Genomic DNA, 21233 nt, shown 5'->3' on the forward strand with positions numbered 1-21233 from the left:
CGTTATCCTAGCACCCTCTCGCCCGCTGACGCTAAGACCAAGCGGGCAGCCCAACAGGTTTAAAAAACGAATGAATGCTCTAGCCCGCCGCGCTGCAGGCCTGCTGCTCAGCACAGTTTGTCTGCCACTGTCAGCCTTGGCTGCCGATCCACAACCCACCCACGAATTCACCCTCGATAACGGCTTGAAAGTTATCGTGCGCGAAGACCATCGTGCGCCGGTGGTGGTGTCCCAGGTCTGGTACAAGGTCGGCTCCAGCTATGAAACACCGGGTCAGACCGGTCTTTCCCACGCACTGGAACACATGATGTTCAAGGGCAGCGAGAAAGTCGGTCCCGGCGAAGCCTCGCTGATCCTGCGTGATCTCGGCGCCGAAGAGAACGCGTTCACCAGCGACGATTTCACCGCCTACTACCAGGTACTGGCCCGCGACCGTCTGGGCGTGGCCTTCGAACTGGAAGCCGACCGCATGGCCAGTCTGCGCCTGCCGGCTGACGAGTTCACCCGCGAGATCGAAGTCATTAAAGAAGAACGTCGCCTGCGCACCGACGACAAACCGATGTCCAAGGCCTACGAGCGCTTCAAGGCGATGGCTTACCCGGCCAGCGGCTACCACACGCCGACCATCGGCTGGATGGCGGACCTGGACCGCATGAAAGTCGAAGAACTGCGTCACTGGTACCAATCCTGGTACGTGCCGAATAACGCCACGCTGGTGGTGGTCGGTGACGTGACCCCGGACGAGGTCAAGGCCTTGGCCCAGCGTTATTTCGGCCCGATCGCCAAGCGCGACGTGCCCCCGGCGAAAATCCCGCTGGAACTGGCCGAGCCTGGCGAGCGCCTGATCACCCTGCACGTGCAAACCCAATTGCCGAGCCTGATGCTGGGCTTCAACGTGCCAAGCATTGCCACCGCCGAAGACAAACGCTCGGTGAATGCCTTGCGCCTGATCTCGGCCCTGCTCGACGGCGGCTACAGCGGTCGCATCCCGGCGCAACTGGAGCGCGGCGAAGAGCTGGTGTCTGGCGGTTCGTCGAGCTACGACGCCTACACCCGTGGCGACAGCCTGTTCACCTTGTCGGCCACGCCGAACACGCAGAAAAAGAAAACCATGGCCCAGGCCGAAGCCGGTCTGTGGAAGCTGCTTGAACAGCTGAAAACCACTGCGCCGTCCGCCGAAGAACTGGAGCGCGTTCGAGCTCAAGTGATTGCCGGTCTGGTCTATGAGCGTGATTCGATCACCAGCCAGGCCACGTCCATCGGCCAACTGGAAACCGTCGGCCTGTCGTGGAAACTGATGGACACCGAACTCAGCGATCTGGAAAGCGTGACCCCGCAAGACATCCAGAACGCCGCCAAGCTGTATTTCACCCGCGAACGTCTCAGCGTCGCCCATGTCCTGCCACTGGAGACGACTCATGAGTGAGCGCAAAAAACCACGCCTGGCCCTTATCGGCCTGATCGCTGTCGCCCTGATCGGCTCCGCCGTTTTCTACTTGTCCAGAACCGATGAGTCCAAGGCCAGCGAGGCCCTGGACAAAGCCAGGTCCAGCCAGAAGTTGCAATCGCTGACCGAACTCGACGGCAAGGCACCGAGCCACCGCACGCTCGACGTGCAGACCTGGAACACCGCCGAAGGCGCCAAGGTGATGTTCGTCGAAGCTCGCGAGCTGCCGATGTTCGACATGCGCCTGATCTTCGCCGCCGGCAGCAGCCAGGACGGCACTGCGCCGGGATTGGCGGTGCTGACCAACGCGATGCTCAACGAAGGTGTCGCCGGCAAAGATGTCGGCGCCATCGCTGAGGGTTTCGAAGGCCTGGGCGCTGACTTCGGCAACGGCGCATTCAAGGACATGGCGCTGGCTTCCTTGCGCAGCCTCAGCGCCAAGGACAAACGCGAACCGGCCCTGAAGCTGTTCTCTGAAGTAATCGGCAAACCGACCTTCCCCGCCGACTCTTTCGCGCGCATCAAGAACCAGATGCTCGCCGGATTCGAATACCAGAAACAGAACCCCGGCAAATTGGCGAGCCTGGAGCTGATGAACCGTTTGTACGGCGATCACCCTTACGCGCACTCCAGCGATGGCACGGCGAAAACCGTTCCTGCGATCACCCTGGCTCAGCTCAAAGCTTTCCACGAGAAAGCCTACGCTGCCGGCAACGTAGTGATTGCACTGGTCGGTGACTTGTCCCGCGCCGAGGCCGAGGCGATTGCCGCGCAAGTCTCCAGCGCACTGCCGAAAGGCCCGGCACTGGCGAAAATCGCGCAGCCGCAAGAACCGAAAGCCAGCGTCGGCCACATCGAGTTTCCGTCCAAGCAAACCAACCTGATGCTCGCGCAACTGGGCATCGACCGTGACGATCCGGACTACGCCGCCCTGTCCATGGGCAACCAGATCCTCGGGGGCGGTGGTTTCGGCACCCGTCTGATGAGCGAAGTGCGTGAAAAACGCGGACTGGCGTATGGCGTGTACTCGGGCTTCACCCCGATGCAGGCGCGCGGCCCGTTCATGATCAACCTGCAGACCCGCGCCGAGATGAGCGAAGGCACGCTGAAGCTGGTGCAGGACGTGCTGGCCGACTACCTTAAAACCGGCCCGACGCAAAAAGAACTCGATGACGCCAAGCGTGAACTGGCCGGCAGCTTCCCGCTGTCCACCGCCAGTAACGCCGATATCGTCGGCCAGTTGGGTGCCATGGGTTTCTACAACCTGCCGCTCAATTATCTGGATGACTTCATGCGTGAGTCCCAGAGCCTGACCGTCGACCAGGTCAAGACCGCACTGAACAAACACTTGAGCACGGACAAAATGGTCATCGTCAGCGCTGGCCCGACCGTGCCACAAAAGCCGTTACCGGCCCCATCTGATAAACCTGCCGAGCAGCCGCTCGGGGTTCCGGAGCATTAATGGCCACGCGCCCTAAAAAACCTGTTCACAACGTCCATAACGGCGTGAATCAACTGCGCATCATCGGCGGCGAATGGGGCAGCCGAAAGCTGAGCTTCCCCGATGCCCCGGGCCTGCGCCCGACGCCGGACCGGGTGCGTGAAACCCTGTTCAACTGGCTCGCGCCGTATGTCGCGGGCGCCAAGGTGCTGGACCCGTTCGCCGGCAGCGGTGCACTGTTCCTCGAAGCCCTGTCCCGTGGCGCGGCCATGGGCCAGGCGCTGGACGCCAGCAACATCGCGGTCGCCAGCATCAAGGAACACCTGGGTACACTGCGTTGCACCACTGGCCAGATTCAGACTGCCGACGCCCTGCGCTATCTGGAAACACAGACCGCCACGGCGTACGACCTGGTGTTCCTCGACCCGCCGTTCAACCAGAACCTGCTGCCGGGCGTTTGCGCTCTGCTGGAAGAGCGTCAGTGGCTGGCCGACGAGGCCTGGATCTACACTGAAAGCGAAAACGCGCCGTCGTCCCTCGGCTTGCCAGGCAACTGGCGTCTGCACCGTGAGCAGAAATCCGGGCGGGTTTACTACGCGTTGTGGCAACGTATGGCAGAGATTGCCGGTTAATCGACCGGCCTGAAAAGGTGCGCACCCGTTGCGCACCGCTGCATCGAGAGCAATCGTGTCCCATCCGCCAGACCGCTTCACCCCCGCCTTGGGCCTTGGCAATCCGCACTTGCAAACCTTGTGGGGACCGCTTTGGCGCAAAACCACGCACATCGAGCGCGAGCGCGAACGCTTGTGGCTCGAAGATGGCGACTTTCTCGACCTCGACTGGCACGGCCCTCACAGCGCGACGGCACCGCTGGTGCTGGTGTTGCACGGGCTGACCGGCTCCTCGAACTCACCGTATGTGGCCGGCGTGCAAAAGTCCCTCGCCACCGAAGGCTGGGCCAGTGTCGCGTTGAACTGGCGTGGCTGTTCGGGCGAACCGAATCTGTTGGCGCGCAGCTACCATTCCGGCGCCAGTGAAGACCTCGCCGAAACCATCCGGCACCTGCGGGCCAAACGTCCGTTGGCGCCGCTGTACGTGGTGGGTTACTCGCTGGGCGGCAATGTCCTGCTCAAGCACCTGGGTGAGTCTGGCAGTGACAGTGGCGTGGCCGGTGCGGTGGCGGTATCGGTGCCGTTTCGCCTCGACCAGTGTGCGGATCGTATCGGCCAGGGATTTTCCAAGGTCTATCAGGCGCACTTCATGCGCGAGATGCTCGCGTACATCAAGAACAAACAGCGCCAGTTCCAGCATGACGGACGCGAAGAGGGACTCGCTGCGTTGGCGGCGCTGGGCTCGCTGGAGAACATGCGCACCTTCTGGGATTTCGATGGCCGGGTCACGGCGCCGTTGAATGGTTTTATCGATGCCGACGATTACTACCGTCGCGCGTCGAGCCGTTATTTTCTTGGGGAGATTCGCACACCGACCCTGATCATTCAGGCGGCCGACGATCCCTTTGTCTTCCCCCACAGCCTGCCGCATGCCGATGAATTGTCGCCCTGCACGCAACTGGAATTACAGGCCAAGGGCGGGCATGTCGGCTTCGTCGATGGCTCGTTCCGGCAACCGGGTTATTACCTGGAACGGCGCATCCCGCAGTGGCTGGCCGCCGTGGGTCGCGAGTAGCCGATGGACGTCGATCAGGGCGAGTCGATCCGCTTCTGGCAAACGGCGCCGCTGGCCGGGGTCGAGTTGCTGTCCGCGCGTTACATCGAACACCGCTTCGCGCCCCATGTGCACGATGGTTATGTGATCGGCATGATCATGGCCGGCGCCCAGCGCTATCGCTATCGCGGCGCCGAACACCTGGCCGGCAGCGGCACCTTGGTGTTGATCAATCCGGATGAACTGCACACCGGCCACAAAGGCACCGAGGATGGCTGGCTGTATCGGGCGTTTTATCCGGACAGCGGCCAGTTACTGTCGCTGTTGGCCGAACTGGAATTGCCGACCCGTCACTTGCCCATGTTTGGCGCCACGCTGTACCGCGACCCGGATCTGGTGAAGGGTTTTTGCCAACTGCATCGTTTGCTGGAAAGTCCGTCCACGGCGCTGCAACAGCAAACGGTCTGGCGGGAAATGATGTTGTCGCTGCTGCAACGACACGCGGCAGTGCCGATTGCCGGCCAGCCCGGCAAGGAGCACCGCGCGGTGACACGGGCCAAGGAATTGCTGCATGCGCAATTGGCGGCGCCACCATCCCTGGAAGAACTGGCGGCGGCGGTGAATCTTTCGCCCTTTCACTTCGCCAGGGTGTTTCGCCGAGCGACCGGCATGCCACCGCACACCTGGCTGATGCAACAACGCATCGCCCAGGCTCGGGCGCTGTTGCAGAACGGGTGTTTGCCGCTGGAAGTGGCCACGCAATTGGGGTTTGCCGATCAGAGTCATCTGAGTCGGCAGTTCAAGCAGGTTTACGGGGTGGGGCCGGGCGCGTATCGAAGTGCCCGGCAATCGCTCAGGGATTGAGCGTGGCTCGCTCCCACATTTGGATCTGTGTTTATTCGCCGATGGCGATACCGTGTGCGGGATCGTTGATCCACTCGCTCCACGACCCGGCATACAACGCCCCCAACGGATAACCCGCCAGGCACAGCGCAAACAGGTTATGGCACGCCGTTACGCCAGACCCGCAGTACGCCACCAGATCGGCCGGCGAACGATCACCGAGTTTCGCGGCAAATCGCCGCTTGAGTTGATCGGCCGGCAAAAACCGCCCGTCACCGCCGAGGTTGTCGGTAAATGCCGCACATTGTGCCCCCGGAATGTGTCCGGCAATTGGATCAATCGGCTCCACTTCACCCTTGAAGCGGGGCAAGGCACGGGCATCGAGCAAGGTCAACTCAGGTTGGCCGAGACGCTGCTCAAGCTGTTGCGCACTCAAGATCAGCGCGTTATCCGGTTTGCCGCTGAAGGTGCCACGCTTGGTGTCGCACGCATCCAGACTCAGCGGCAAACCCGCCGCATGCCAGGCCTTGAGCCCGCCATCCAGAATAAACACGCCGTCACGCTTGCCCAACCACGCCAGCAACCACCAGGCCCGCGCCGCAAAGGCACCGGGGCCGTCATCGTACAAAACCACTTCGCTGTCAGCGTTGATGCCCCACGCTTGCAGGCGCTCAATCAAGTCATCCGCTTCAGGCAGCGGATGACGCCCGGTCACGCCCTTGACCACAGCCCCGCTCAAATCACGCTCGAGATCGGCAAACTTCGAACCGGCGATGTGCCCTTCGGCATAGCTGCGCTGGCCGTAATCCGGGTCTTCGAGGGCAAAACGACAATCGAGAATCACCAACCCCGGCTGGTCCTTCTTCAGGTCCAGTGCTTGCGGGCTGATCAGTTGCGCAATGGGCATAGCGGGCTCCTGTGACTAAGTCGTTGTTCGATCCTACTGCACTTCTTCGAGGGCTTGGGCCAATGGCACGTAAAACTCTTCGTACAGCGCATCCACCGCATCGCGCGCCTGATCGGTGACGAAACCGGCCTCAAGCACCAGCACCTGATACACGCCCCGTTTAATGGCTTGCTCGCTCAGGTGATTGGAGTTTTCCCGCGTGGTGCAGAGGAATCGCACCCAAGACGTCAGGATGATCCACGCATTCAGCGTCAGGGATTCGATCTGGACCTTGTCCATCTGCAGGATGCCGGCTTCGACGAAGCCCGCGTAGATGTGCGTGCCATGGATCAGGCAGCGCTGGGAAAACCGTCGGTAACGGGCGGCGAGTTCCGCATCGCTGTCGAGCAAGTGCTCGAGATCGCGATGCAAAAACCGGTAGCGCCACATGGCCGCCAGCAGTTCCTGAAGGTAGAAGCGCTTGTCGTCCACCGTCGAGGCACGCCCCTGAGGCGGGCGCAGGAAGCTGTCCACCAGGCTTTCGTACTCACTGAACAACACGGCGATGATCGCCTGCTTGTTGGGGAAGTGGTAGTACAGGTTGCCCGGTGAAATTTCCATGTGGGCAGCAATGTGGTTGGTGCTGATGCTGCGCTCACCCTGCTGATTGAACAGCTCCAGGCTGTTCTGCACGATGCGCTCGCTGGTTTTGATCCGAGGGGCCATGGCTTGAGCTTTAATTCAGAGTGCGATGACAGGCATCTTACGACCTATCCGCGAGTGGATAAAACAATGCTGTTCCAGGATGTCATTTGACTTTCTAGAGCATAGACTCTAAAAAGTCACTCATTACAATAAATCCGGAGCCGACCATGACTGCCGACATCGCCTACCTTCAGAACCTGAATCAGCCTCTGGAAGAACTGCAAACCCTGTTCGACGCCCAACGCGCCGCCTACGCCGCCAACCCGATGCCGCCGGCCGCCCAGCGCCAGCAATGGCTCAAAGCCCTGCGCGACCTGTTGAGCAGCGAGCGCCAGGCACTGATCGAGGCGATCAGTCAGGATTTCAGTCACCGCAGCGCCGACGAAACCCTGCTCGCCGAACTGATGCCCAGCCTGCACGGCATTCATTACGCCAGCCAGCACCTCAAAGGCTGGATGAAAGCCTCGCGGCGCAAGGTCGGCATCGCATTTCAACCGGCGGCGGCCAAAGTCGTTTACCAACCGCTGGGCGTGGTCGGCGTGATCGTGCCGTGGAACTACCCGCTGTACCTGGCCATCGGCCCATTGGTGGGCGCGCTGTCGGCCGGTAATCGGGTGATGCTCAAACTCAGCGAATCAACCCCCGCCACCGGTTTGCTGCTCAAGGAATTGCTCGCCCGGGTCTTCCCTGAAGACCTGGTCTGCGTGGTGTTGGGCGAAGCCGATGTCGGCGTCGCGTTCTCCCGCCTGCGTTTCGATCACCTGCTGTTCACCGGCGCCACCAGCATCGGCAAACACGTGATGCGTGCGGCGGCCGAGAACCTCACCCCGGTGACCCTCGAACTCGGCGGCAAGTCCCCGGCCATCGTGTCCCATGACGTGCCGCTGAAAGACGCCGCCGAACGCATCGCCTTCGGCAAAACCCTGAACGCCGGGCAAACCTGCGTGGCCCCGGACTACGTACTGGTGCCGGAAGACCGTGTCGAGGGTTTCGTCGAGGCTTATCGTCAGGTAGTTCGCGGGTTTTATCCGACACTGGCTGACAACCCGGACTACACCGCCATCATCAATGAGCGGCAACTGGCGCGTCTGAATGGTTACATCAGCGATGCCACCGGCAAAGGGGCACAGCTGATTCCGCTGTTCGACCAGGGTCAGGGCCGGCGCATGAGTCACAGCCTGCTGCTCAACGTCACCGACGACATGACCGTGATGCAAGACGAAATCTTCGGTCCGTTGCTGCCGATCGTGCCGTACAAGCATCTGGATGAGGCGTTTGCCTACATCAACCAACGCCCTCGCCCACTGGCGCTGTACTACTTCGGCTACAACAAGCGCGAACAGAACCGTGTGCTCCACGAAACCCACTCCGGTGGCGTCTGCCTCAACGACACGCTGCTGCACGTCGCTCAGGACGACATGCCGTTCGGTGGCATCGGTGCGTCGGGCATGGGCCATTACCACGGCCACGAAGGGTTCCTGACCTTCAGCAAGGCCAAAGGGGTGTTGATCAAGCAGCGCTTCAACGCCTCGAAGCTGATCTACCCACCGTACGGAAAATCCATCCAGAAACTGATCCAGAAGCTGTTCATCCGCTAACGATCACCACCACCGGGTAACAACAATAATGAGCCCAAGCCTGACCGATACACCCGCGCTGTCACGCCGCGGCCTGCTGAAATTCAGCCTCGGCGCCAGCGCCTTCCTGGCCACGGCCGGGTTGGGCGCAAGCCTCAGCGGCTGCTCGTCGAGCACTGCGGCGAACGGTTTCGTGATCCTGCGCAGCGGCGACCTGCTGTTTTTGCGCGCACTGATCCCGGTGATGCTCGAGGGCGCTATCGCTGCCGAGAAAATGCCGGCGTCGGTCGACCAGACCTTGCACTGCCTGGATAACAGCCTGAATCACCTGTCGCCGGAAATGCTCAAGCTGACTCAGCAACTGTTCGATGTGCTGGGGATGGCCGTAACGCGCGGACCGCTGACCGGGATCTGGGGCAGTTGGGAAAATGCCAGTGGTGATGAGATCCGGCGTTTTCTTGATCGCTGGGAAAACAGTTCGTTGAGCTTGTTGCGCATGGGGCATAGCTCGCTGCAGCAACTGGTGATGATGGCGTGGTACACCCGGGCGGAATCATGGGTGCATTGCGGGTATCCCGGTCCACCTGCGGTTTGAGACCGGGTCGATGCCATCGCCTCACCACCCAAAACAAAATAAAAAAGAGAACCTGAGAATGCCTGTACCCGACCCGTTCCGAGAAGGCCTGTCCCGTGGCTGGAAAACCTACAACGGCGCGCAACTGACCCAAGACCTGACCCTCGAAGCGGACGTCGCAATCATCGGCAGCGGTGCCGGCGGCGGCACCACGGCGGAAATCCTCAGCGCGGCCGGCTATAAAGTGCTGCTGATCGAAGAAGGCCCGCTCAAGACCAGCAGCGACTTCAAGATGCTCGAAGACCAGGCCTACACCAGCCTCTATCAGGAAGGCATCGGGCGCATGAGCAAGGATGGCGCGATCACCATTCTCCAAGGCCGCGCGGTGGGCGGAACCACGCTGATCAACTGGACATCGAGCTTTCGTACGCCCACGCCGACGCTTGAACACTGGGCCAGTGAGCACGACGTCAAAGGCCACTCTCCCGCCGAAATGGCGCCGTGGTTCGAGAAAATGGAACAACGCCTCGGCGTCGCGCCGTGGATGGTGCCGCCCAACGCCAACAACGACGTGATCCGCAAAGGCTGTGAAAAACTCGGCTACAGCTGGCACGTCATCCCGCGCAACGTGCGCGGCTGCTGGAACCTCGGCTATTGCGGCATGGGCTGCCCGACCAACGCCAAGCAGTCGATGCTGGTCACGACCATTCCGGCGACGTTGGAAAAAGGTGGCGAGCTGTTGTACCTGGCCCGCGCCGAAAAGCTGTCGATCAAGGATGGCAAGGTCACCGGCCTGCAATGCGTGGCGATGGACGACCGTTGCGTCGCGCCGACCGGGCGCACGATCACGGTCAAGGCGCGCCATTACGTCCTGGCCGGCGGCGGGATCAACAGCCCGGCGCTGCTCCTGCGTTCTGATACACCGGATCCGCACAAACGTCTGGGCAAACGCACATTCCTGCATTTGGTGAACATGTCCGCCGGGCTGTTCGACGAAGTGATCAACCCGTTCTACGGCGCACCGCAGTCGATCTATTCCGACCATTTCCAATGGCAGGACGGCACCACCGGGAAAATGGGCTACAAACTCGAAGTCCCGCCGCTGCACCCGGCGCTGGCGACCACCCTGCTCGGCGGTTTCGGCAAGGAAAACGCCCAGCACATGGAGCACCTGCCCCATACCCACGCGATGCTCGCGTTGTTGCGCGACGGTTTCCACCCGGACAGCCCCGGCGGCAGCGTCGAATTGCGCGGCGACAATACGCCGGTGCTCGACTATCAGGTCTCGCCCTATGCCTGGGACGGATTGCGCCGAGCCTTCCACACCATGGCCGAAATCCAGTTCGCCGGGGGCGCCAACGCGGTGATGCCGATGCACGCCGATGCCCGCTACGTGAAAACCCTGGCGGAAGCGCGCACGTTGATCGATGGCTTGAGCCTTGAGTTGTACCGCACACGCCTGGGCAGCGCCCACGTAATGGGCGGTTGTGCGATGGGCGAAGACCCGAAAAACGCCGTGACCGACAGCCTCGGCCGTCATCACCAGCTGAGCAATTTGTCGATCCATGACGGCTCGCTGTTCCCCACCAGCATTGGCGCCAACCCGCAGTTGTCGGTGTACGGGCTGACGGCGCAACTGGCCACTTCGCTGGCCGAACGTTTGAAAAACCCATGAAAAGGGAGAATATTCGTATCGTCTATAGTGCTTTCTTACCCAACAGGCGACTTGGCCGACCGGGAAGGCTGCGATACCATCCGACTCCCCAACGGACTCCCGCCAGGACGACGCGATGAACCGAGTGTTGTACCCAGGTACCTTCGACCCGATTACCAAGGGCCATGGCGACTTGGTCGAACGCGCCGCGCGCCTGTTCGATCATGTGATCATTGCCGTCGCCGCCAGCCCCAAGAAAAACCCGTTGTTTCCTCTGGAACAGCGTGTGGAGCTGGCCCGCGAGGTCACTAAACATCTGCCGAACGTTGAAGTCGTCGGTTTCTCGACGCTGCTCGCGCACTTTGCCAAAGAGAAGAACGCCAACGTGTTCCTGCGTGGCTTGCGTGCGGTGTCGGACTTCGAATACGAATTCCAGCTGGCCAACATGAACCGTCAGCTGGCGCCGGATGTGGAGAGCCTGTTTCTTACGCCTTCCGAGCGTTATTCGTTCATTTCCTCGACGCTGGTCCGTGAAATCGCGGCGCTGGGCGGTGATATCACCAAGTTTGTCCACCCTGCGGTGGCGGATGCCCTCACGGAACGCTTCAAGAAATAAAGCCGGACGCCGACTGTAGGAGCTGGCGAAGCCTGCGATCCGCAAAACGTCGCGCCCGCGTGCACTGCGGGCGCCAATGCGGCACAATTGCGCGCATTGGTTTATTGCGCCCGGGCCTGCCGCCCTGGCTGGAGTTAGCATGTCCCTGATCATCACCGACGATTGCATCAACTGCGACGTCTGCGAACCCGAGTGCCCAAACGCCGCCATTTCCCAGGGCGAAGAGATCTACGTGATCGACCCGAACCTGTGCACGCAGTGTGTCGGCCACTACGACGAACCTCAGTGCCAGCAAGTGTGCCCGGTGGATTGCATTCCGCTGGACGAAGCGCATCCGGAGACTGAAGACGAGTTGATGGAGAAGTACCGGAAGATTACCGGTAAGGCTTGAGATTTTTGCAGCCTGCCCTCTCGCTTTCGCGAGCAGGCTCGCTCCCACAGTTGATCGCGGTCTAATGTGGGAGCGAGCCTGCTCGCGAAGGCGTCATCAGCCACACCAAGATATACCTGCCTTCACTCCCGCTGCTCAAACCCCTCCCCGATACACCCCAGACACCGCACAAACGCCGCTTTCGCCGGGTCAACCACCAACGCCTGCCCCGCATCGCCAACGCCGCCACCGAGCGCGGTAAACGGCAACGACACCACAAACACCCCAGCACCAATCACCGTCGCCACGACCAGCAACGGTCGGGCAATCAGCAAATCACCGATCATGGCGTACGCCGGGGGATTCTGGATGGTGTAGAGCGGGTCGCCGCTGCCGTTGTTTGCCGCCAGCGCGCAGGCATTGGCGCCCAGCAGGCAGACAACGACAAGGGTTCGAAACAGGTTCATGGCACGGTCCTTATGCGAGGCAGTGAGAACACTGACTATAGACCGTGGGAGTTCTCAGCTCTGACAGCGCGGGCAAAAGACGCTGGCGCGCTGCCCGAGTTTCACATCCCGCAGCTCCGTGCCGCAGACCTTGCAGGGCTCATGGCCCCGGCCGTACACGAACAGTTCCTGCTGGAAGTAACCCGGTTGGCCGTCACCGCCGATAAAGTCGCGCAACGTGGTGCCGCCGCGCTCGATGGCGGCGGCGAGGATGCGTTTGATCTCGATCGCCAGTTTCAAATAACGCGCCCGGGAAATGCTCTTGGCTTCGCGGCGCGGATCAATGCCAGCGGCGAACAGCGCTTCGGTCGCGTAAATATTGCCGACACCGACCACCACGGCGTTATCCATGATGAACGGCTTGACCGCCATGGAACGCCCGCGAGATTGCTGGAACAGGCGCTCGCCATCGAACAGGTCGGTCAACGGCTCCGGCCCCAGGCGAATCAGCAATTCGTGGTTGAGCGGGTCAAGGCTCCAGAGCATCGCACCAAACCGTCGCGGGTCGGTATAACGCAGCGCCAGGCCGGATTCCAGCTCGATGTCCACGTGCTCATGCTTGGCCGCCGGCAGGCCAACTTCCACCAGGCGCAAATTCCCCGACATACCCAAATGGCTGATCAACGTGCCGACTTCGGCATTGATCAGCAGGTATTTGGCGCGCCGCTCCACTAGCACGATGCGCTGCCCGGATAACCGCACATCGAGGTCTTCGGGAATCGGCCAGCGCAGGCGCCGGTCACGCACGATCACCCGACTGACCCGCTGGCCTTCCAGGTGCGGCGCAATTCCGCGGCGGGTGGTTTCGACTTCCGGCAGTTCAGGCATGGTGCACTCGAATCAGGCTATCCGGGACTCAGTGGTGAGCGCCAAGGTCGCGAATGGATTGCTTGAGCGTCTCGAAGTCGTAATCCGAGAGGCCGACATAGTCGAGCACCAGATGCCCGATGCTGTTCCATTCGTGGTCTTCGTTCTGGTTGCCCAGCACTCGATAGGATGCACAAATGTGTTCGGCCATCTTGAGGATCGCCAGCAGGTTCTTGAGCTGGGCATTGCGCGACGACTCATCGCTGAAAATCGCCAACGCGTTGTGGTGATTGGCGATCGCGGCGGTCACATGGTCCGGCAGGCGCCAGGATTTGGCGGTGTAGTAACCGACCACGGCATGGTTGGTGTTGAACTCGCGGTTCTCGGTGTCCACCACTCGGCATTCGGCGCTGGCGTTGGCATAGGCCTCTTCCAGAACCGTCATGTAGTTGGGGAAACGCTGCAACATCAGCGGCACGCCGCAGTCGTGGAACAGGCCCAACGCGTACGCTTCGTCGCCGGCCTGGGCACCAATGCGCTTGGCCAGCGTCAGGCAGGTCATCGCCACATCCTGAGCCGTGTCCCAGAAGCGGTTCAACGTGACGATGGTGTCGTCATTCATCTCGCCCTTGATCGACTGGGCGTTGATCAGGTTGATGATTGAACGGCTACCCAACAGGTTCACCGCTCGCTGGATCGAGGCGATCTTGTTGCTCAAGCCGTAATACGGCGAGTTGACGATCTTCAGCAAGGCGCCAGAGAGGCCCGGGTCTTGGGAGATCAGTTTCGCGATCACTTCCAGGTCCGGGTCGGGCATGTACTGCTCCATCTGCAAATCCACCATGATTTGCGGCTGGGCGGGCACGCTGATGCCTTGCAGGGACTGTTGAATCTGTTCGGTAGTCAGCTCTTGGGACATAAGTACACACTCTGGGCCAGGCGCAGATTCTAGCTTCTAAAAGTTGGATCCGACACCTTGGAGGGTGCATCTGCTGAAGTTTCATCTTTGGCGCGCCCTTCACCGCATGTCCATCCGCCAAACCGTGGCCTTGCGCAACACGCTATACTCCCGCTCTTTTTTCCGGAGCGACGTCATGTCCCTGCCTAGCCTGCGCCTCAAAGCCAACGCCGACCGTCGCCTGCGAAACGGCCACTTGTGGGTCTACAGCAACGAAATCGATGTCGCCGCCACCCCATTGCACGGCTTCAAGGCCGGTGATCAGGCGATCCTCGAAGCCGCCGGCGGCAAGCCGCTGGGCATTGTTGCCATGAGCCCGAACAACCTGATCTGCGCCCGCCTGCTGTCGCGCGACATCAAGTTGCCGCTGGACAAGTCGTTGCTCGTTCACCGCATCAACGTCGCCCTGTCGCTGCGCGATCGCCTGTTCGACAAGCCGTTCTATCGCCTCGTCTACGGTGACTCCGACCTGCTGCCAGGCCTGGTGGTCGACCGTTTCGGCGACATCCTCGTGGTACAGATCGCCTCGGCGACCATGGAAGCTCATAAAGAAGACGTGATCGCCGCGTTGACCCAAGTGCTCAAGCCAAGCGGCATTCTGTTCAAGAATGACTCCGCCGCCCGTGATGCCGAAGGCCTCAACCGCTACGTCGAAACCGTGTTCGGCCTGGTGCCGGAGTGGGTCGCGCTGGAAGAAAACGGCGTGAAATTCGAAGCCCCGGTCATGCAAGGCCAGAAAACCGGCTGGTTCTACGACCACCGCATGAACCGCGCACGCCTGGCCCCGTATGCCAAAGGCAAACGCGTGCTCGACCTGTACAGCTACATCGGTGGTTGGGGCGTACAAGCAGCCGCCTTCGGCGCCAGTGAAGTGTTCTGCGTCGACGCGTCGGCCTTCGCCCTCGACGGCGTCGAGCGTAACGCCGCCCTGAATGGTTTCGCCGACAAAATGACCTGCATTGAAGGCGATGTGTTCGAAGCCCTCAAAGAGCTGAAAGCCAGCGAAGAACGCTTCGACGTGATCGTGGCCGACCCGCCGGCGTTCATCAAACGCAAGAAAGACATGAAGAACGGCGAAGGCGCCTACCGTCGCCTGAACGAGCAAGCCATGCGCCTGCTCAGCAAGGACGGCATCCTGGTGAGCGCTTCGTGCTCGATGCACCTGCCAGAAGACGACCTGCAAAACATCCTGCTGACCAGCGCCCGTCACCTGGACCGCAACATTCAGTTGCTGGAGCGTGGCGCTCAGGGCCCGGATCACCCGGTTCACCCGGCCATCGCTGAAACCCGCTACATCAAGAGCATCACTTGCCGCCTGCTGCCAAACAGCTGATTACGCCGGTTTGACGGGGAGCCCATCGGCTCCCCGTTCTATTATTCGAAATACATTCCTACAACTTCCTACACTTGCAATCCGGACGATATGCAGGACATTTCCCTGTGTCTTTTATTTAAGAGAATACGCCTTACAAAATCGGCTCGTGCCCGCGACTGATCCGACAAAACTACTAGAATATTCCTACTCAATTTCTCCTTGATAAGGATTCATTACCAACTATGATTGAGTTGTCACATTGAAGTGACGCTCATTATCAATGACAAGGAGTTACAAACATGAAAGCAATTACTCTGGAAGCAAACGCCATCGCCAACCTGTCTTTCCTGGTTGCCCCGAAAGCCCGCTAAGTAGATGAAGCGCTGGGGAGTGCCGGCTACCCAGCGTTTTCCATGAAAAAACTCCAGAGCAAACCGCCTATCATGCAGATAAACCCTCATCTCTTCATACTTCCACGCACGCCCGGTCAAATAGTCTGGGATTACAAAAACCACAAACAATACGAACTGGATCTAGAGTATTCAACCCGACTTGCAGAACTTATCAGCAACCCCGACAACTTCAGTAACAGCAACAGCATAGACATACAACTTCTTGATGCCGGAATACTCACCTCTTCAGCACCTGTCATTATTGAATGGGGCTGGGATGAACTGTCGAAAATATTCCATATCGGCACCAAGAACATCCCCTGCCAACATACACCACAAGATATTCACGAGTGGTCGAGAGAGTATCTGGACCATTGCAACGAAGTTCTGGCCACACCGGTTCCCGGCAACAGGCTTGCCGAACGCCTGGCAGGCGAACTGATTTCGCTGCCAAAACCTGCATGCCTGCCAGAAGGCACGTTGGCCAACACCCTGATCGACCGAAAAACCTGCCGCACCTTCACCGGGGACGCCCTCTCGCTTGAAGTGGTCAGCACGTTGCTCTACTTGTCGCTGGGCTACTTGCGAGAACGTGAAGACGCCATTGACGAAAACTGTGTCGAAGGATTTGGCGCCCGGCGTACCAGTCCCTCCGGCGGCGGGCTAAACGCCTGTGAAGGCTTCCTGCTTGTTCAAAATGTCAGCGGCCTGAAGCCCGGGCTTTATGCCTACCTTCCAACCGGGCATGCGCTGAGATTCGTCAACCCACTGCCCGGTTGGCCGTTGGGGCAACTTCTGTGCGGGCAGCACTTCATCAACAACCTGCCCGTGGGACTATTCATCACCAGCCGTTTCGACAAGCTGTGGTGGAAATATGAACACTCACGCGCGTACCGAATGGCCTACGTTGAAGCCGGGCATATCTCCCAGACCTTTCAGCTGGTGGCCACTTCGCTGGGCCTGAACACCTGGCTGACCGGAGCACTGACGGACGATCAGGTTGAAATGCTGCTGGGACTCAATGACAGCCCGGAACAGCCCTTGTTTTTTGTCGGTTGCGGCAAGAGCAACGGGGACGTGCTGTGCAAGGAATTGAAGGCGCTGCTGAACCGTCAGGACTCGCCATCATGACCGACACGCGCCTTGAACAGGCAACGCCTCCCACTGGCTGGGCCGATCGCTTTACCCTCGGCGACTGGGATAACCGCGCCGCGGTGCGAACCAGCAAACACACCTATTTATTGCCGCCCGATATTGAACAGCAACTGGAAACCCGGCATTGGTTCCCGCCGGCCTTCCTGCCTTATTTGAATCACCTGGCCGTCAAAGACGCCGGCCCGGAGATCACTCATCGACTGTCAGCCAATCACCTGGTGTATTTCCTCGACTACACCACCTTGCTCGAACATCGCATCGTCAATCGATCGGTCGAAACCATCGTCCATGACGAACTCGGTGTGAGCATTCCACAGCGGATGAAAAACGCTGCGCTGCAGCTCTACACCGACGAGGGCTATCACGCGCTCTTTTCCAACAGCCTCGCCGAGCAGATTGCCAAGTTCTACGGCATGTTTGATCGGCCCGTCATGCCGCAGCGAATCAGCCGGCTGCACGCCCTGCTCGAGCGCGCACCTGACCGGCACAAGCCATTGGCCTGGTTCCTCACCGGTTTTGTCTCCGAGACGATCATCGCCAAGGATCTGCTCGACATCTGTCGCGATGCGTTGGTGGACGGCGTTCAGGGAATGCTCAGGGACCACCTCGCCGACGAGGCGCGACACAGTCGCTATTTCTGCGAAGTGTTCCATTATCTGTGGCTGCACCTGACCAGCGCTCAACGCCTGTTCTGCGCCAGTCTGCTGCCGGAGCTCATCCGGGTTTTCTTTGAGGTCGATGAGCGCTGGCTGAGGACGAGCCTTCGCAGTGTCGGTCTCAGCGAGACAGCCTGCCTGGAAATCATCGAAGGACTGTCCGATGCGCAAGCCACTCTGCAACGGGCCCGTTCGGGCGCCAGCGCTACCCTGGATGCCTTGAAAAACGCCGGGTTCTTCGATCTGTCTTCTAACCGGAAACTGTTCACCCAGGCCGGGCTTCTTGATGAGTGAAGGAAACGATGCGGCCAGCGTCAAACGCCGGGCCACGGTCACGCTGTTGATGACCATGACGCTGCTGGGTGTCTTTCCCCTCGATGTCGTGCTCCCGTCCTTTCCCGATCTTGGCGATTACTTTCAGACCTCGTCGTCCGGGATTTCCCTGTCCGTCAGCGTGTTCGCCATCAGCCTGGCACTCTCCGTGATGCTGGTCGGGCCATTGTCGGATGCGTGGGGGCGCAAGAAGCTGCTGCTGGGAGGTATTGCCATCGCGGCAATTGGAGCGGTTGGCTGCGTGTTCGCCAGCGACTACCGCTGGTTTCTGGCGTTTCGCATGGTTCAGGCGATCGGCTGCGGATCATTTTCATTGTCGCAGGCACTGATCCAGGACCTGTTCGTCGGTCGTGAACGAGAGCGCATCAGAATCTGGATGGTGACGGCAGGCGGAGTATTCATTTCGATTTCGCCCCTGCTGGGAACCTGGCTGCAATCGTGCCTCGGCTGGCAAGGCAGTTTCTATGTATTCATGGCACTGGCATTTGTTGCATGGGTCGGCACCTACCGGCTGCTCAAGCAAATACCGCCAGTGCGCCGGGCTGCGCATACGGGGGTTTTTAGTGCTTATTGGCGCTTGTGTTCGGATGTTCGCTTCATGGGTTACTGGTTGATTTCAGCCCTGGCCTTCGCTTGCCATTTTTCGTTCATCGTTTCTTCGCCCATCATTTTCATGGAGCGTCTGGCGCTCTCGCCATATGAATTCGCCTGGGCGTTGCTGCTGTATGGCGTGGCTTATGTGTTCGGTGGGGTATTAGCCAGCGTGTTGCATCGATACCTGAAGGCCAACACCCAGATCATTATCGGCCTGGGCCTGATCGCCGTTTCAGGCGGGCTCATGCTGTGGCTGACTCGCCAGTTCGGTCTTTCTACGGCGACGGTGCTGATTTCGATGCTGGTTTGCACCATCGGCACCACTATCGCCAGGCCAATCGTCAACTCCAAGGCGATGAGCCTTCACCCGGAGAATGCCGGTGCCTCCACCTCGGTCGGGGCCATGCTGATTTTCATGTTCGGCGGTGTAATCAGTTCGGTGATCAATCTGACGCCCGACAACCTGACCACGACTCTGGCCCTGGGCTTCCTGATGCTGAGCGTTGCAGGACTTGGGGTGAACGCCGTGATCAACCACAAGACTGAACAGGCACTCAATACCGGGTGATACGTGCCAGTCGTCATCTCGCCCGCGCAGTCAGCACTGGATCAACGCTTGCCGGCATTCCCTCCTGACGCCAGCCGTGTAGAATCGCGACATTCATCGCCAGTCATCCCCCGGCGGGTTTATGAGCTCAAGCTGAAGCGCGCGGCGATCCCGCAAAGTTATCGGCAACTTCCGGACACACGGCCATTTCTGAGTGTTCCAGACGTCAATAGAAGCTCACTTCCCTTTTGATACCTGATTAGCCGCCCGGAGTGCTTCATGCCTGATTACCGCTCGAAAACATCCACCCACGGCCGCAACATGGCCGGCGCCCGCGCACTGTGGCGCGCCACGGGGATGAAAGATGACGACTTCAAAAAGCCGATCATCGCCATTGCCAACTCCTTCACCCAGTTCGTACCGGGCCACGTCCACCTCAAGGACCTGGGCCAACTGGTCGCCCGCGAAATCGAACGCGCCGGCGGTGTGGCAAAAGAATTCAACACCATTGCCGTGGATGACGGCATCGCCATGGGCCACGACGGCATGCTGTATTCGCTGCCGAGCCGCGAGATCATCGCCGACTCCGTCGAGTACATGGTCAACGCCCACTGCGCCGACGCCATCGTCTGCATCTCCAACTGCGACAAGATCACCCCCGGCATGCTGATGGCGTCCCTGCGCCTGAACATCCCGGTGATCTTCGTTTCCGGCGGCCCGATGGAAGCCGGCAAGACCAAACTGGCCAGCCACGGTCTCGACCTCGTCGACGCCATGGTGATCGCCGCCGACTCCAGCGCTTCTGACGAGAAAGTCGCTGAGTACGAGCGCAGCGCCTGTCCGACGTGCGGTTCGTGCTCCGGCATGTTCACCGCCAACTCGATGAACTGCCTGGTCGAAGCCCTGGGCCTGGCATTGCCGGGCAACGGTTCGACCCTGGCCACCCACAGCGACCGCGAGCAATTGTTCCTGCAAGCGGGCCGCACCATCGTCGAGCTGTGCAAGCGTTATTACACCGACAACGACGAGTCGGTTTTGCCGCGCAACATCGCCAACTTCAAGGCGTTCGAAAACGCCATGACGCTGGACATCGCAATGGGCGGTTCCACCAACACCATCCTGCACTTGCTGGCCGCGGCCCAGGAAGCCGAGATCGATTTCGACCTGCGCGACATCGACCGCCTGTCCCGCCACGTGCCGCAACTGTGCAAAGTCGCGCCGAACATCCAGAAGTACCACATGGAAGACGTGCACCGTGCTGGCGGGATTTTCAGCATCCTCGGCTCGCTGGCCCGTGGCGGCCTGCTGCACACCGACCTGCCGACCGTGCACAGCAAGACCCTGGCGGAAGGCATCGCCAAGTGGGACATCACCCAGACCGACGACGAAGCCGTGCATCACTTCTTCAAGGCCGGCCCGGCAGGCATTCCGACGCAAACCGCGTTCAGCCAGTCGACCCGTTGGGAAACCCTCGACGACGACCGTGAAAACGGCTGCATCCGCAGTGTCGAACATGCTTATTCGAAAGAAGGCGGCCTCGCCGTTCTCTACGGCAACATCGCACTGGACGGCTGTGTAGTGAAAACCGCGGGCGTCGACGAGTCGATCCACGTCTTCGAAGGCAACGCGAAGATCTTCGAAAGCCAGGACAGCGCCGTACGCGGCATCCTCGCTGACGAAGTGAAGGCCGGCGACATCGTGATCATTCGTTACGAAGGCCCGAAAGGCGGCCCGGGCATGCAGGAAATGCTGTACCCGACGTCTTACCTGAAATCCAAAGGCCTGGGCAAAGCCTGCGCCCTGCTCACCGACGGTCGCTTCTCCGGCGGCACCTCTGGCCTGTCCATCGGCCACGCTTCGCCGGAAGCGGCAGCGGGCGGCGCGATTGGTCTGGTACAGGACGGCGATAAAGTGCTGATCGACATCCCGAACCGCTCGATCAACCTGTTGATCAGCGACGAAGAAATGGCCGGGCGTCGTGCCGAGCAGGATCAGAAAGGCTGGAAGCCTGTGGAAAAACGTCCACGCAAGGTGACCACCGCACTGAAAGCCTACGCCCTGCTGGCGACCAGCGCCGACAAGGGTGCCGTACGTAACAAGGCGATGCTCGACGGGCTGTAAGCGTCAATCGCAGAAATAAAAATGCCCCGCCAAGTGCGGGGCATTTTTTTTGTCTGATCAAAACTCCCAAA

General features: G+C 60.3%; 20 protein-coding genes. 15 read left to right on the forward strand and 5 right to left on the reverse strand.

Annotated features, from left to right (window positions below):
- Positions 1–70: 70 nt before the first annotated feature.
- Genes AC07N8_RS22810 through AC07N8_RS22830 form a run of 5 tightly spaced genes read left to right on the forward strand, consistent with a single transcriptional unit; the run spans position 71 to position 5417 of the window.
- Positions 71–1426 carry a M16 family metallopeptidase gene (locus AC07N8_RS22810; protein ID WP_123434745.1) on the forward strand — a complete coding sequence of 452 codons (1356 nt, stop codon included), beginning with the start codon at positions 71–73 and terminating at the stop codon, positions 1424–1426.
- Entirely contained in the window at positions 1419–2909 is a 1491-nt protein-coding gene (locus tag AC07N8_RS22815) for a M16 family metallopeptidase (protein ID WP_483843374.1), read from the forward strand. Before AC07N8_RS22810 ends, AC07N8_RS22815 begins: the two co-directional genes overlap by 8 nt.
- Positions 2909–3520 (forward strand): 16S rRNA (guanine(966)-N(2))-methyltransferase RsmD, encoded by a 612-nt coding sequence (rsmD, locus tag AC07N8_RS22820; protein WP_033060498.1) that lies wholly within the window; start codon positions 2909–2911, stop codon positions 3518–3520. Before AC07N8_RS22815 ends, rsmD begins: the two co-directional genes overlap by 1 nt.
- A 55-nt stretch (positions 3521–3575) precedes the next feature.
- On the forward strand, positions 3576–4574 hold the full coding sequence (locus tag AC07N8_RS22825) for a hydrolase (protein ID WP_483843373.1): 999 nt from the start codon (positions 3576–3578) through the stop codon (positions 4572–4574).
- Positions 4575–4577: 3 nt separating this feature from the next.
- Positions 4578–5417, forward strand: a complete 840-nt coding sequence (locus AC07N8_RS22830; RefSeq protein ID WP_493145909.1) for an AraC family transcriptional regulator — start codon at positions 4578–4580, stop codon at positions 5415–5417.
- Positions 5418–5448: 31 nt separating this feature from the next.
- Here the strand turns inward: AC07N8_RS22830 and AC07N8_RS22835 are convergent, their stop codons facing one another.
- Together AC07N8_RS22835 and AC07N8_RS22840 are read right to left on the reverse strand one after the other, a co-directional pair.
- Positions 5449–6303, reverse strand: coding sequence for a sulfurtransferase (locus AC07N8_RS22835; RefSeq protein WP_493145910.1), 855 nt, complete (start codon positions 6301–6303; stop codon positions 5449–5451).
- A 33-nt stretch (positions 6304–6336) separates the two neighbouring features.
- Positions 6337–7008, reverse strand: coding sequence for a TetR/AcrR family transcriptional regulator (locus AC07N8_RS22840; protein ID WP_483843370.1), 672 nt, complete (start codon positions 7006–7008; stop codon positions 6337–6339).
- A gap of 146 nt (positions 7009–7154) precedes the next feature.
- Here AC07N8_RS22840 and AC07N8_RS22845 point away from each other — a divergent pair, with 146 nt between their 5' ends.
- From AC07N8_RS22845 to AC07N8_RS22865, 5 genes are all read left to right on the forward strand, one after another.
- Positions 7155–8585 (forward strand): coniferyl aldehyde dehydrogenase, encoded by a 1431-nt coding sequence (locus AC07N8_RS22845; protein ID WP_493145911.1) that lies wholly within the window; start codon positions 7155–7157, stop codon positions 8583–8585.
- 28 nt (positions 8586–8613) lie between these two features.
- Positions 8614–9159 carry a twin-arginine translocation pathway signal protein gene (locus AC07N8_RS22850; RefSeq protein WP_483843368.1) on the forward strand — a complete coding sequence of 182 codons (546 nt, stop codon included), beginning with the start codon at positions 8614–8616 and terminating at the stop codon, positions 9157–9159.
- A 58-nt stretch (positions 9160–9217) separates the two neighbouring features.
- On the forward strand, positions 9218–10813 hold the full coding sequence (locus tag AC07N8_RS22855; protein ID WP_493145912.1) for a GMC family oxidoreductase: 1596 nt from the start codon (positions 9218–9220) through the stop codon (positions 10811–10813).
- A 115-nt stretch (positions 10814–10928) separates the two neighbouring features.
- Entirely contained in the window at positions 10929–11408 is a 480-nt protein-coding gene (gene coaD / locus AC07N8_RS22860) for a pantetheine-phosphate adenylyltransferase (RefSeq protein ID WP_007945531.1), read from the forward strand.
- A 139-nt stretch (positions 11409–11547) separates the two neighbouring features.
- Positions 11548–11799: a YfhL family 4Fe-4S dicluster ferredoxin gene (locus AC07N8_RS22865; protein WP_007945532.1), complete on the forward strand. Its 252-nt coding sequence runs from the start codon at positions 11548–11550 to the stop codon at positions 11797–11799.
- A 122-nt stretch (positions 11800–11921) separates the two neighbouring features.
- Here the strand turns inward: AC07N8_RS22865 and AC07N8_RS22870 are convergent, their stop codons facing one another.
- Genes AC07N8_RS22870 through AC07N8_RS22880 form a run of 3 tightly spaced genes read right to left on the reverse strand, consistent with a single transcriptional unit; the run spans position 11922 to position 13956 of the window.
- Complete coding sequence (locus AC07N8_RS22870) at positions 11922–12245, reverse strand: multidrug transporter (protein WP_493145913.1); 324 nt, start codon at positions 12243–12245, stop codon at positions 11922–11924.
- Between the two features lie 54 nt (positions 12246–12299).
- Positions 12300–13112, reverse strand: a complete 813-nt coding sequence (mutM, locus tag AC07N8_RS22875) for a bifunctional DNA-formamidopyrimidine glycosylase/DNA-(apurinic or apyrimidinic site) lyase (protein WP_483843365.1) — start codon at positions 13110–13112, stop codon at positions 12300–12302.
- Between the two features lie 28 nt (positions 13113–13140).
- Entirely contained in the window at positions 13141–13956 is an 816-nt protein-coding gene (locus tag AC07N8_RS22880) for an HDOD domain-containing protein (protein ID WP_483843427.1), read from the reverse strand.
- Positions 13957–14185: 229 nt separating this feature from the next.
- On the opposite strand from AC07N8_RS22880, the gene AC07N8_RS22885 reads away from it, so the two are divergent.
- The 5 genes from AC07N8_RS22885 (at position 14186) to ilvD (ending at position 21162) form a co-directional block, all read left to right on the forward strand.
- Complete coding sequence (locus tag AC07N8_RS22885; RefSeq protein WP_007945535.1) at positions 14186–15382, forward strand: class I SAM-dependent rRNA methyltransferase; 1197 nt, start codon at positions 14186–14188, stop codon at positions 15380–15382.
- 425 nt (positions 15383–15807) lie between these two features.
- Positions 15808–16887 (forward strand): SagB family peptide dehydrogenase, encoded by a 1080-nt coding sequence (locus AC07N8_RS22890; protein ID WP_493145923.1) that lies wholly within the window; start codon positions 15808–15810, stop codon positions 16885–16887.
- Entirely contained in the window at positions 16884–17861 is a 978-nt protein-coding gene (locus AC07N8_RS22895; RefSeq protein WP_493145914.1) for a diiron oxygenase, read from the forward strand. Before AC07N8_RS22890 ends, AC07N8_RS22895 begins: the two co-directional genes overlap by 4 nt.
- Complete coding sequence (locus AC07N8_RS22900) at positions 17854–19062, forward strand: MFS transporter (protein WP_483843363.1); 1209 nt, start codon at positions 17854–17856, stop codon at positions 19060–19062. Before AC07N8_RS22895 ends, AC07N8_RS22900 begins: the two co-directional genes overlap by 8 nt.
- A 258-nt stretch (positions 19063–19320) precedes the next feature.
- Entirely contained in the window at positions 19321–21162 is a 1842-nt protein-coding gene (ilvD, locus tag AC07N8_RS22905) for a dihydroxy-acid dehydratase (RefSeq protein ID WP_214379546.1), read from the forward strand.
- Positions 21163–21233 lie beyond the last annotated feature (71 nt).

It is taken from the genome of Pseudomonas sp. GW821-FHT10C09, from assembly GCF_059415465.1.